Origin of the sequence: Neobacillus sp. NPDC058068, assembly GCF_042885335.1 — a bacterium.
Taxonomy (GTDB): domain Bacteria; phylum Bacillota; class Bacilli; order Bacillales; family Cytobacillaceae; genus Neobacillus.
The window spans coordinates 149,209-161,703 of sequence record NZ_JBHVSI010000001.1 but is presented as its reverse complement, the minus strand read 5'-3'; the positions used below and the strand labels follow the sequence as shown (position 1 = coordinate 161,703).

At 38.1% G+C, this 12,495-nt stretch carries 10 protein-coding genes and 1 pseudogene; 4 read left to right on the top strand and 7 right to left on the bottom strand.

Annotated features, from left to right (window positions below):
• Positions 1 to 40: 40 nt before the first annotated feature.
• A pseudogene (locus ACFVSW_RS00780) lies at positions 41 to 313 on the bottom strand (ATP-binding cassette domain-containing protein); the annotation flags it as partial.
• A gap of 237 nt (positions 314 to 550) precedes the next feature.
• On the opposite strand from ACFVSW_RS00780, the gene dacB reads away from it, so the two are divergent.
• A complete protein-coding gene (gene dacB / locus ACFVSW_RS00775) occupies positions 551 to 3,418 on the top strand; it encodes a D-alanyl-D-alanine carboxypeptidase/D-alanyl-D-alanine endopeptidase (protein ID WP_387311130.1) in 2,868 nt (955 codons plus the stop codon).
• Between the two features lie 446 nt (positions 3,419 to 3,864).
• Complete coding sequence (locus ACFVSW_RS00770; RefSeq protein ID WP_387311129.1) at positions 3,865 to 4,890, top strand: phosphotransferase enzyme family protein; 1,026 nt, start codon at positions 3,865 to 3,867, stop codon at positions 4,888 to 4,890.
• 79 nt (positions 4,891 to 4,969) lie between these two features.
• Here ACFVSW_RS00770 and ACFVSW_RS00765 read toward each other — a convergent pair whose 3' ends face one another.
• The 5 genes from ACFVSW_RS00765 to ACFVSW_RS00745 all read right to left on the bottom strand — a co-directional run bounded on the left by ACFVSW_RS00765 (position 4,970) and on the right by ACFVSW_RS00745 (position 8,622).
• Complete coding sequence (locus ACFVSW_RS00765; protein WP_387311127.1) at positions 4,970 to 5,776, bottom strand: RQC-minor-1 family DNA-binding protein; 807 nt, start codon at positions 5,774 to 5,776, stop codon at positions 4,970 to 4,972.
• 183 nt (positions 5,777 to 5,959) lie between these two features.
• Positions 5,960 to 6,820 carry an HD domain-containing protein gene (locus ACFVSW_RS00760; protein WP_387311125.1) on the bottom strand — a complete coding sequence of 287 codons (861 nt, stop codon included), beginning with the start codon at positions 6,818 to 6,820 and terminating at the stop codon, positions 5,960 to 5,962.
• A 247-nt stretch (positions 6,821 to 7,067) separates the two neighbouring features.
• Positions 7,068 to 7,415 (bottom strand): hypothetical protein, encoded by a 348-nt coding sequence (locus ACFVSW_RS00755; RefSeq protein WP_387311123.1) that lies wholly within the window; start codon positions 7,413 to 7,415, stop codon positions 7,068 to 7,070.
• 58 nt (positions 7,416 to 7,473) lie between these two features.
• The gene (locus tag ACFVSW_RS00750) at positions 7,474 to 8,046 is read right to left on the bottom strand and encodes a DUF4386 family protein (protein WP_387311121.1); all 573 of its coding nucleotides are present in this window, start codon (positions 8,044 to 8,046) and stop codon (positions 7,474 to 7,476) included.
• 348 nt (positions 8,047 to 8,394) lie between these two features.
• Positions 8,395 to 8,622, bottom strand: a complete 228-nt coding sequence (locus ACFVSW_RS00745) for a hypothetical protein (protein WP_387311119.1) — start codon at positions 8,620 to 8,622, stop codon at positions 8,395 to 8,397.
• 442 nt (positions 8,623 to 9,064) lie between these two features.
• Here ACFVSW_RS00745 and ACFVSW_RS00740 point away from each other — a divergent pair, with 442 nt between their 5' ends.
• Together ACFVSW_RS00740 and ACFVSW_RS00735 are read left to right on the top strand one after the other, a co-directional pair.
• Positions 9,065 to 10,123 (top strand): PrsW family glutamic-type intramembrane protease, encoded by a 1,059-nt coding sequence (locus tag ACFVSW_RS00740; RefSeq protein WP_387311117.1) that lies wholly within the window; start codon positions 9,065 to 9,067, stop codon positions 10,121 to 10,123.
• A gap of 309 nt (positions 10,124 to 10,432) precedes the next feature.
• On the top strand, positions 10,433 to 11,575 hold the full coding sequence (locus ACFVSW_RS00735) for an ElyC/SanA/YdcF family protein (protein ID WP_387311115.1): 1,143 nt from the start codon (positions 10,433 to 10,435) through the stop codon (positions 11,573 to 11,575).
• Positions 11,576 to 12,035: 460 nt separating this feature from the next.
• On the opposite strand, the gene ACFVSW_RS00730 is transcribed toward ACFVSW_RS00735, so the two are convergent.
• Positions 12,036 to 12,356 (bottom strand): ribonuclease E inhibitor RraB, encoded by a 321-nt coding sequence (locus ACFVSW_RS00730; RefSeq protein ID WP_387311113.1) that lies wholly within the window; start codon positions 12,354 to 12,356, stop codon positions 12,036 to 12,038.
• Between the last annotated feature and the right edge of the window lie 139 nt (positions 12,357 to 12,495).

Here is a 12,495-nt window from a genome sequence, read left to right as displayed (position 1 = left end):
ACTTTAATACATTAACACGCCGGGGAGCAGGCACCATAGCTCAATCTTCACTCTGCAAAACCATGCCATCGCTCATTTTAACGATATGGTCAGCATAGGAAAGCATTTCCTCATCATGGGTGACCATTAGTGTAGTGATGTTCAATGTTTTAGTCAATTCCCGGATTAACCTCATCACATCTTTAGACCTTTTTGAATCTAAACTTGCAGTAGGTTCATCTGCAAAGAGAACTTTAGGTTGATGGATAATGGCGCGAGCAATGGCAACCCGCTGTTTTTCTCCCCCGGATAACGAGGATGGATAGGCATTTTTTCAATTATTGACTATTTTTTTTCATGCTTTTTAAATTTTCGCTTTACACTGGCTACTTCATTAAATAGCAATTCAATTTACTTAAATTTTTACCTCTTATTACCTTCTCATAACCAATAAGACTAAACTCTTCTGATGCTAATCTACTATTATGGTAATTTAAGTAGGAATATACAAATAGTTGTCGAAATATTTAATCTTTAACACAATCCTATTTTAATTGAAAGGAGAGATTATATGAACCGATGGAAAGCTAAGTGGGGATCGGTACTGTTAGCATTCATGCTCATGATTTCTTTAGTTCCGCAAATCCAGGCACAAACCACTCAGGAGGAGGAACTGAGTCAGCTTTTACAGGCCTATGTTCAGCAGCTGAACGCCAATCCAAATAGTGAAGGAATGTCTGTGGGGTATGAAGTCTATTCGCTTGATGAAGATAAGACGCTCGCCTCTTATCATTCTGATAAAACATTTGTTCCTGCCTCTGTCTTTAAGCTCCTCGTAACTGCGGCAGCCGTAAGCAAATGGTCAAAAGATATGACAATCCCGACAAAGGTTTTTACTACTGGAAATCTGAGTAATGCGGGAGTTCTAAATGGAGACATCATTCTAAAGGGCTATGGCGACCCGACGCTGACAGTTGAAAAATTAGACACCTTGGCAAAAAGTTTAGCAGATAAAGGTATACAAAAAGTGAATGGAAACATTATCGTGGACGAGAGCTATTTTGATGGTCAGCGTTTAGGAGAAGACTGGATGTGGGATGATGAGCCTTACAGCTATAGTACGCAAACGAGCGCCCTATCCGTAAGAGAAAATACAATGGATGTTACCGTTCATCCAGGAAAGGAAATTGGCGAAAGCCCAACAATCACCATTGACCCGGCACCTGAATATGTGACAGTTGTCAACAAGGCAAAAACGGTTGACGGAAACAAAGTTTCTTTAACAATTGACCGAACACTTGGAAAAAATGAAATCGCCGTAAGCGGAACAATTGGGCAAAATTATTCTACTACCGGGTATACCCTCACACGCACGATACATGACCCGGCGCCTTTTACAGGTACCGTATTTCGTGACTTACTCGTAAAACAAGGCATTACTTTTAAAAATAAATCCGCTGTTGCAAAAGGCACAGTGGATGATGATGTTCGTTTAGCTGCAGCCGTCGAATCACCAAAATTAGATGATATCTTAACAGAAATGGTGAAAGAAAGCGATAATTTTTACGCAGAGATGCTCACAAAGCTGCTGGGTGCCAAAGAGTCCGGCGTAGGATCTACAGCTGCAGGAACCGAAGTGATTCATCGTTTTCTGGTAAACAATTTGGGGCTGGAGGATGGTTTTATCCAAAAAGATGGCTCTGGCCTAACACGTTTGGATCACATCTCTCCTCATTCCTATATTCAATTACTGAACAGCATGTATGACGGACCGGAACGAGACCGATTTATTTCCTTTCTGCCGATTGCCGGTAAAGATGGTACGTTGAAAAACCGACTGAAGGGCACAGCTGCTGAGGGAAATGTGAAGGCCAAGACAGGAAGTATGAGCGGAGTAAACTCGCTTGCCGGTTATGTTACGGCGAAAAACGGACAAACCTTTGCGTTTTCGATTTTACTCAATGGTATTTATAAAAGTTCTTTCGCGACAAATTTACAGAACCAAATTGCCATTGCTCTAGCGCAATATCCGAATTTGCCTCAGCCGCCTGCCGGCACACCTGAATCGCAAAGCTTTCCTTTGGCTAAAGATTTTGATCCGATAGTGGATGATCCGGCCTTTAAAGGAATTATTAAAGGAGCAGTGATTTATTCTACGAAGAAACAGGAAATGCTGTACGCCCGAAGTCCGCAATCGCTTCTGACGCCTGGAGCAAGTGTAAAATTATTAACAACCGCAAGTGCCCTTGATAACCTTGGACAAAACTACCGGTTTAAAACAGAACTTTATACCAATGGCACCATCAAAAATGGAATCTTAAACGGGGATATCATTGTTAAAGGCTATGGGGATCCAACATTGGCTTCTGACAATAAGCGGCAAGTGCAAGGCGGCCCAACGATTGAAGGAATCGCACAAGACCTCAAGATTGCCGGTATTCATCTTGTGAAAGGAAACATTATCGTGGATAGTCAATTCTTCACGGACGATGTCTATGCACCAGGATGGACATGGGACAATGAGAGTGAACCATTCCAGCCGCAAATTACAGCACTTTCCGTCAATCATGGTACGGTCCGGCTCCAATATGAACCAGAAAAGATCGGCAAGAATATTAACGTAAAAATGGAGCCAAATGTGAATGAAATCAAAATTGTCAATAAAGCCGTCACCGGAGAGGCAACTAGCAAAAATACGCTGGCAATCAAAAGAGTTCGCGGAGAAAATACCATTGAAATTTCAGGAACATTGCCTGCCGGAACGGATAAAGGATATAAAGATGTTTCCATCGAAGCCCCTCATCTATATACGGGGTATGTTTTGAGAAATAAGTTAAAAGAAGCAGGGGTTAACGTAAGTCCGCATAGCCAAGTGGTGAGTGCAGCCAAACCAGCTGATGCCAAACTTATGAATAGCTATGAATCAACTACTCTAGCTGAAATCGTCAGCTATATGAATCACCATAATGACAATTTCACTGCAGAAATGATTATTCGGTCATTGGGAGCGCTAATCAATGGCAATGGTACCTTTGATGAGGGAATCGATACGGTTCAGCGCATGATGAATAGAGTGGTTTCCACACCATTTGATATGATGGATGGATCAGGATGGACAAAATACACACAAATTTCGGCAGCACAAGTTGCCAGCTTATTAGCAGCACAAACAGAAAAACCGACTTTCCCAGTGTTCTACGCCTCTCTTGCGAACGCAGGTGAAGACGGTAGCTTAAAAACCGGATTAGGCAACATCTCCAGTCCGCAGTTAACAGGAATTTTGGAAAATCGCAAAGATATGCCCGGACTTTCAGGATATATCAAAACAAAAGATGGCGACCTATTAGCCTATTCATTATTACTCAACGGCTACAGCCAAACCGAAAGCAAGCAGCTCGTTAAAAACTTTGCCCAGAAACTTGTGGATTTGACGCAATAAAACACGACAACGGTTCTCTTTGCTACCCTTTTTAAAGTAGCAAAGGAACCGTCTTTTTTTATCTGAGTTAATGATTTTGTTTGAATAATTGAACTCTGAAATAATTATTTCTTGATTCAATTTAAAGGAAAACTATCGGTCGTTAGTCCGTCTACCTCATTTATGCTCCGAAACCTTTTGCTTCGCTTCATCACATCTAACACTCTATTAGGATAGCTGCTATAAAGAAGTTCAAACACCGAGTAGATTTGGCTTTCAATGATTCAAAATTAATATATTGAATATACCTTACTAAATCTCCGATATTCGTGCCCTTCCACTCTTCACTCACCTCCGAAAAGGTAACAATTATTTCCGATTTTCCCCAATCCCTGTAAGAAGTGTTGACGATATGTCTGAATTTTTATAGAATTTTCTTACAATAGTTTAGAGATGGGGGCTTTACCATGGAAGAATCGGTATCAAGATTATTTACGGAAGAGCTTTTACAAAAAGCTTTATCATTATTTACGGCAACAGAACAAGAACCAAAAAAGCTTGGAGATTTCGAGAATTACGCATTTGAGGTCTATCGAAATGGCATCCCTTTTGTCTTACGTTTAACTCACAGCTCCCATCGATCAAAGGATCAAATTGAATCGGAGTTGGATTGGCTTAATTTTTTATCTAATCAAATGGTAAATGTGTGCCGTGCAATGTCTTCTATTAATGGAAATTATGTGGAAGCACTAGTTTCAGAAGACACATTCTTTTACGCCTGCCTGTTTAATAAGGCTAATGGAAAAAATGTTCGAACGGAAGAGTTCAATGATACATTGTTTTACCAATGGGGAAAGTTAGTTGGGAAAATGAATCATGCTACAAAAAACTATCAAAAACCAGATCATATCACCAAACGACCTGAATGGGACGAGGACGACTTAAATTTAATTGAAAAATATGCTCCTACTGATGATAAAGAGGTCATCGAAAAAGGAAAAGCATTACTTCAACAAATTCAGCAACTTGAAAAAGATCCTAACTCTTATGGATTAATCCATTCTGATATCCATTCAGGTAATTTCTTTGTTGAAAATGGCAAAATTGAGGTATTTGATTTCGATGATTGCTCCTATCATTGGTTTGCCAGCGATATTGCGATACCGATTTATTATGCTGTTTGGTTTAATACGGCTCTTGAAAGTAAGAAAGAACGATCGGAATTCGCCCAAAACTTTGCTAGACAATTTTTAAAAGGATATTACGAGGAGAATCACATTGATCCCTATTGGATTAGACAGATACCATTATTCTTCAAACTTCGTGATCTAACTTTATATTCTGTCTTCCATAAAAAAGAAGATTTAACAAAAGCAAGTGAGAGATTACTAAAATTAGTTAGTGATATTAAAAATCGAATCCTTTTGGATGAAGCGATTGCCGATATAGATTATGAATTGATTTTGAAAGAAATTGAAAAAGTGAATAAATAGATTACAATGGGACTTCAAAAATAGAAGTCCCTTCCTTTTTTATCATGAAAACCATAGAGTTAAATTTGAAAAGTTTTTCTCAGTCAATAACTCTTACTACCTCATTTCCACATTTATGACATTTACCTTGAAGCAGAATTCCATTGAAAGATTCTTTGACAACATAATTTTCAATTTTTACAACATCCCCACAAGAACCACACCAAACATTTCGTTCAAGTTTTATGCGTATCTCTTCAGGAAGAGAAAGCCATTTTTTATTTGCGGAAAATGAAATTACTTCTTGATTCTGTGTTAAATTCGGGGTATCTTCTATAATCTCCAATCCATCAATAACTTCTTGGATTCTTGTTCTGACCTTTTTGGATTCAATCCCTTGCCATGCTTTCAAGATTGTAATCAACTCTTTATTACTTGAGTCCGCAATCTTGTCCAATAATAAAAGGATCATTCCACGGTTACGATCTTTTAGTGATTCAACAAATTCATACTGACCATTCTTAGCTGCAAAAATTAGCTTATCCAATAATTCATTAGCATAGGTCTCCCGTTCAATCTCCCAGCCTTTATCAGTGTAGACCAGTAGCGGAAGTCTGTAATCATATTCAATCGCTAAATAATGATGAACAATCATCCAGTCTATTTTTGCGAGGATTTCTTTTTGCGAACTATCTTTAAATGCCCCATATTCAGGGCTGTAATCCAATTCTAGCTCCAATAGCTTTTTTTCTTTCGATCCGGCAAGAATCTTGGCAAGCATGGCGCGGCCGCCACTCATGATCAGATCTTCCGCCCCTCGCAAAATCGTTTTTATTTCATCCATCGGCAAAGAATTAATCCCGTCTGCATTAAGCTCATATGGAACACGGTTTACCTTTTTCCCCATTGTAATCCCTCATTTATAAAAATAATTCATGCTACCATAATCTATTACAAGTATAGCCAACATTATATTTTTTAAAAAGGTAAAAGTGTCTCCCCTCCGTGCGTTCATTTATGAAGTTTACTGACATCCGACAACATACAACAAAAACCGAGTGGTGACTGTGGCACAGATTTTATCGATCGCCTATAATTTCTTCGCATTTCTCTTAAAATGTTTAAATAGCTCTTCGTCCGTCCATTTCATTTTATTTTGCAATGCTATACCAAATGCAGCGAGTATCAATGGGCCGTCTGAGTTGGATTGGAACCCGATACCCCTCGAAATAAGGTCATCCAATTTGGTTGTCACTATTTCATTTTGATTCCGATACATATGTTCAGCTTCCGCTACTAATTCACCGGCAATATGCGTTAGATTGTGTTTTTCTAACATTCTACTATTACCATCACTACCATAGGCACAGGTAAAAAGTAGAGAAATTTCAGCATCAGTTAAGATCTCTATTGAACCGAATACCTCTTTTACTTTCTTCTCCAGCTCTCGAATTAGGCTGAATTCATTTTTTCTTGGTTTTAACGCCTTTACAATACTGGTGTAGTACCAATGCTGGTCAACCTTACCACGGTTAAAACGTTCCCAGGTTTTTTCTCCATTCACTTCAAGATCAGCATGGATTGATTTCAAATTATGTAATTTGTCCGCGGTTATGATTTGGATTTCCTCTAAATATCCATCTTTCAACATATCAATGGTATGCTGTTTTCGTTTCTCCCAAGATAGGCTTTTATCATGTTCCGATGCGGCAAGTACAAGTTTGGCAATACGAGCTCCAAAATGTTCTATCAAATCTTCATAAGTTGTAGAAGTGTCTTCAATCGTGTCATGTAAAATTCCAGCAGCAATTACCTCATCTGAACACTTTGCCTTTTGCAAAAGCATTCCAACAGCAAAAGGATGTGTAACGTATGGAATATCAGTTGATTTCCTAGACTGATCCTTATGTGCTTTTGCGGCAAAAATGATGGCCTTTTCAATAATATCCATTAAACTTCCCCCAAAAATAAATACTAAAAGTGGAATTTTTCTTTTCATTACTATATCTTTATACTTCAACAAAGCTTTATTATTTACCTTTTAACAACAGAAAAAAGCAGATAGCACCCTCTGCCTTTTCTCGCTACACTGATTTTACATTCTCAAATACTTAATTGAAGTAACACTATACTCCAATAGAGGTCAGGCATCTTGATTAAAGTTTACATAATATATTTATGTTCAATAAACCTGCGCCTCACTTTTGTAATAATTGACTAAGGTTCTTTAATGTATAAAGTCTAGCCGTAAAGAGGAATAATTCGTTGTAATTATTGTTTACATATTCATCGATTATGTTGATTCCCTGTCGGAATTGGTCAACTAAATAAAACGTGTACTTTTCATCCCAAGAAAACTGATTTATTCTCAGGAGCTCATCTGCTATTATTTGAAACTTGAACTCCTCCATCCAGAGTTTTATTTGATATATTCTATCTTTATTTGCATAAAGGATGTTTTTAGTTTGATAGCTTCTTTGGACATAGTGAATAAAATCATTTATATGTTCAGCCAGCATATTTGCTTTTTGCATCTCGAAGTTCATATCTCCCTCTCCTTCATGCCTAAAATCGAATACCTCCGGGTGGTGCCAGGCACCGAGTTTATTCGGAGGGTCGCTTCAATTCATTGAATTTTAATCCAGATACGATAAATCCAACTCCAGTAAAAAGAGCGCCAATGACCTCGACTATCTTCTGGCTGTCGCCTGAAACACTTGCCGCAGCAAACACTATGGTACCAATCAATAATAGATATCCCGAAAACCTCGGAAATACCTTACCCCTAATCATCGATACTCCCAACAATATCATCCCTAAAACAAACAGGAGCGGGCCAAACGTATAAATGGGTTCAGTAACAGCTGTCGTAAAAACATGGTCAACCTTTTCACCTGAAGCCTGTGCAATTTCCACAAAAACAATCGCTGTAACAATGATATTTCCGATGTTTCCTAGAATCATAGCAAAAAAACCAAGCAAGCCGTTCCTTTCCCCTTGAAAAGAATACAATCCGAAAAAAGCAAAAACGAGCAGTAAATGGGCTACAAAAACAAGAAAGGTTCCGAAAATGTGTTCAAATTCTCCAGCCACAAGATTTAAAGAATGGGCGCACACCAGGAGGATTCCAGAAAGAATGGAAGTGATACACCCCATGCGAGCAATAGCTTCTTTCATTTTTTTCACACCTTTCATTTTTTTAAGCACGGATGCTTTAATTGATAGGAAAAAATTAATATGACCTCTTTTCCCAAAACCTTTACTCTCAGTTAAAATTGTTTTACTATTTAAAATTTAAGGTGATTCTCCTGAAATGTAAAGGACATTTTTCCCAAAATTCACGACAGAAGAACTAGGAGGTCAATTTTTGAAAAGAGAGCGGAACAAGGATATATGGCCACAATTTTAATAATCCAATCATTTAAACTTACAAGATGTGTAGTGTCCTTTCAGGGTACCTTATTTTCATCATCTTTGTTACCAAAACTTCACACCAAAAATCCTTTGTCGATGGCGATCAGAAGCCTAGATTCTTTTTTTGACCTCTTCTCTAATTGATTCGACTACTACTTCTGGTACATATGCTGGAAATGAGGTACTATCCTCAAAAACCCAGGAATTGATGATTTCAAGGTCTGCTTTTTTAAATGTCATACTATATGTTTTATGCATGTATATAAATTCAGCAGTCACATATTCATCTACAGCAAAATCGTCATCTATAATCATGTTAGTTATTTTATATAGCTCCATCGAAGTCATCACCTTTTTTTAGATTAACTCTTTATATAGTTAGCCTTAAATTCATGTTTATTCACTTTCATTCTCCGCCCTGACCTTGTCTCCTAGTTAAAGCTGCACCCAAAATTGAGCATACAAAATGATCTATGTGGTCCCCCGTGCTTTACCCTTTGAAATATAATCAATCCTATTGAGAAAATAGGACCAACAATGTCTGGAGTTCCAATATTTCATCCTAATCCACCACGTGTATCTATGTGTTTTTCAATTATATTTCCAATAGTTGGGCATACTCTTTTTGAGGTTGCTATTCATTTTTGGAGGATACATTATTGGTATCCATGCATAAAGTGAATTTCCGATTCAAAAATTTCCACCTCTGGACTAATTAACAAAATGATTCGATGGAAAGCGCCAATGTGTTTATCGATAAAATCAAGTGGGGGGAAGTTAATTGAAATGCCCGCAATGTGTTTATACAAATCCGGATGGAGTAAAGTTCTGTATTAGCTGCGGTGAAACGTTTGTTAAGAATAACACGCAAGAGGATGAAAACAGCTTTTTTTATGAGTTTGCCCATTATGTAGACATGGTCCCGAGATTCGAACGTTCGATTGAACCAAAATTTCAAAACGTATTTTCCCGCGTTTTCCGAAACCATAGCGAATTGGAGGCTGAGCGGCTATTTATCGTAGGGACGGCGCTTACGACGCCTAAAATTTCGGAAGTAACAGATACATGGCCCAAACCTTGGCTTTTTGCAAGGGTGTTTATTATTGCGCTTCTAGCATTCGCAGGATTTTACATAGGCGTCAACTATTTTGGAAATATAAATTTTATCCCAGGACTTATCATTGTTGGGGCATTTGCGGTCCCGTTGACAACATTAATCTTCTTCTGGGAGATGAATGCTCCGCAAAATATAGCCATTTACCGGATTATTTATGTCGTGTTGATTGGCGGGATTCTCTCCATGTTAGCCGCGCTTGTGTTTTTTGATATTTTGAAAAATATGATCAATCCGATTACGATTGGAATTGCCGAGGAGCTGGCCAAAGCAATCACGGTCATTAGTTTTGTCCGCTACCGAAAATACAGGTATATTCTTAATGGACTGCTCATTGGGTCAGCCGTTGGAGCGGGATTTGCTGCATTTGAAACGGCAGGATATGCTCTAAGGTCGCTCATGTCCGGGGATGCCCAAAATCTTTATACCACAATCCTTTTGCGCGGGCTTTTAGCTCCGGGCGGGCATGTTGCCTGGGCCGCTCTGACAGGCGCCGCGTTTTGCCGGGTACAAGGGGACCATCCCTTTAAGCTGAATACGTTAGTTAAATTTAAATTTTTACGGGTCTTTTTCTTAGTCGTGTTGATGCATGCATTATGGGATACTCCTATAACCGGTATGTTTCCCTTTGGACAGGCCTTTTTGATAATTGCTTCGTGGATAGTCGTTTTTCTCATGATCCGCGCTGGTCTTAAGGAAATAGGGGAAAAAAAGTCGCTGGTTTAAGAGGAAGCAAGAGAACGGTTCTTTTGCTTCTTTTTTAAAGCAGGAAGAGAACCGTCTATTTTTATCTGAGTAAATAAATAATGGATTTAGTCCCACAGCGAACTTAGCCATATAATCTATGTTATGTTAACAATTAAAGTTTCACGGTAAAAACCAGAAACAGGACTTCGTGCCATCTCACCCATTATTAAATTCCTACTAAAAATATTCCGTTTAGGCAATTGGTATGGACTTCTAGTTATATAGTTTACTCTTTATAAACACTAAATTATAATAGAAGTCAAAAGATTCTGTAAGGGAGAGAATAACTTGATAAAGTTGAAAAGTAAATTAGGGCTGATCTTTGCTATTTGTGGAACCTTAACTGTTTCAACGGCTTTTGCGACTGCAGATGTAAAGACTGCCGAAGAAACGAATCCGAATCCTATAATTGCCCCTATCAAAACGGATGAACCAACTTCTAATCGACTAAAACAACTTGAAGAAATTGCGATGTATTATTATTGGCATGGAGGGGACCTCAAAAAGGCGGAAGAAGAGATTTTCAAAGGAATTACACTTAAAGGAAAATATGACGTAGTCGAAGCTGCTTATAATGAAGCAACCATTCTCGATCCGCATAATCTGGATCTTAAATTCTCGCTTGCATCGACGCAAATTATCCAGAAAAAAATCCCTGAAGCACTAAAGACATACAGGCAGATATTGAATCTGGATCCGCTAAATTTCAATGCAAATCTTCTAAACGGAGTTTATTCAAAAATTAATGGGGATGAGGATACATATAAAAAATCAATCTCCACTCTAAAGCAGATTGACGCTCATACAACAAAAGACTATCTTCAAAAATTCGAAGCAGCAGACGCAATCCTGAAAGAAAAATTAAACACAACCGTTCCAAAAAATTTACCACAGAAAAATCATGCAATCGTGATCCTTGGATATGCCCTTGCGGATGACGGGACGATGAGAGAGCCATTGATTGAACGATTAAAGGCAGGTCTCGCAGTTGCAAACAAATACCCAAATTCAAAAATCATTGTTACCGGCGGAGTTCCGAAACAAGGTAATACTGAAGCTAAACTAATGAAAGAATGGCTCATTTCCAACGGAATTGATGAAAAGCGTATTATAGCGGAGGATAAATCAACAGACACAGTGGAAAATGCCCTCTTTACAACGGCAATCCTAGAAAAAGATGGTCTTAAGGATGTCACACTAGTGACAAGTGCAAGCCACGTGAGAAGAGCCCTCACAATATTTAAGGAAACCAGCAGCTATTACGATAAAATGAATGCAGGTAATAGTGAGAGAGCTTTTACAAATGTTGCTTATTTAGATTATCCAACCATAGAAGAAGCCCACAAAGTAACAAAAGATGAAATTCTGGTTATTTATCGTGATCTTCTAAGAGCATCAGGTATCTGGCAATATCCAGGAATACAACGATAGACACTCAATTGACATAGGCTGAACTAAGTGTTTACCATTTGGTTTAGCCTTTTCCGATTCACCCAAATTTTTACTCCCTGCTTTTTCTACTCTACTTCACATGATATGTCCATGAAATACTGATTGAATAATAAGGTAGTACCAACAAAAAAAATGCTAGGCACGCTCCATTAATTGGATTGCGTTCTAACCAGCAGCTGTCCCTAGAAGATTTCACATACATATCCTCAAACTCGGTGATAGATAATCAGCCATTATTTATCGGGTGGATTGGGTTATCTGAATACTAAATTATAACAGGTCTAAAAAAAGTATCAGTAACCCCAAAAAAGTTACTGATACTTTTAAATTAATTAACAACCTTCTCCGTCATTTCAGACTCTGAAAACTAAAAGTGCCAGGACCAAAATAGAATGATCCTGGCACCTTTATCCATAATAATCCCCTAGATTCACACAATTTAATCTACAAATACGCCCCAACCATCAGAATAACCACCGTGTGGTTTACTTAAGCTATCTAATTTACTCTGAATTTTAATTAATTCATTGTAATTTAAGAGCATTCTTTTAGAGCTGCAGCATGACCACTCTTCTGTTTCGTCGTCTTGCTCTAGGAAACAATTGAAGCCTTCTCCTTTTAGTACTTGCGCTAATTTTTCACCTGTTGCTTTATCAGGCACGGCAACAAAAAATTCCACTGATTGTTGTTTTTTAAAATCCAGTCCCTCTTTATATAGACTACGTAAAGCATCCCCATCAGCATCATTTGGAAATTTCAATCGTTTCCCCTCCATATTCTAGTACATTCAATGTTGTTATTATAATTCATTTCGTTCCTTTAGAACAACACTGTTGCAGCCATACTATGTTAGATACATTTAAAAATTGGGCGCAGTTTTTGCAATGTATTTCAAACAT

Excerpts from the sequence above, each read along its gene's own strand:
- ACFVSW_RS00745 (WP_387311119.1), bottom strand. The coding sequence starts at position 8,622 with ATGGAGCTATATAAAATAACTAACATGATTATAGATGACGATTTTGCT.
- ACFVSW_RS00755 (WP_387311123.1), bottom strand. The coding sequence starts at position 7,415 with ATGAACTTCGAGATGCAAAAAGCAAATATGCTGGCTGAACATATAAAT.
- ACFVSW_RS00760 (WP_387311125.1), bottom strand. The coding sequence starts at position 6,820 with ATGGATATTATTGAAAAGGCCATCATTTTTGCCGCAAAAGCACATAAG.
- ACFVSW_RS00765 (WP_387311127.1), bottom strand. The coding sequence starts at position 5,776 with ATGGGGAAAAAGGTAAACCGTGTTCCATATGAGCTTAATGCAGACGGG.
- ACFVSW_RS00770 (WP_387311129.1), top strand. The coding sequence starts at position 3,865 with ATGGAAGAATCGGTATCAAGATTATTTACGGAAGAGCTTTTACAAAAA.
- ACFVSW_RS00750 (WP_387311121.1), bottom strand. The coding sequence starts at position 8,046 with ATGAAAGAAGCTATTGCTCGCATGGGGTGTATCACTTCCATTCTTTCT.
- dacB (WP_387311130.1), top strand. The coding sequence starts at position 551 with ATGAACCGATGGAAAGCTAAGTGGGGATCGGTACTGTTAGCATTCATG.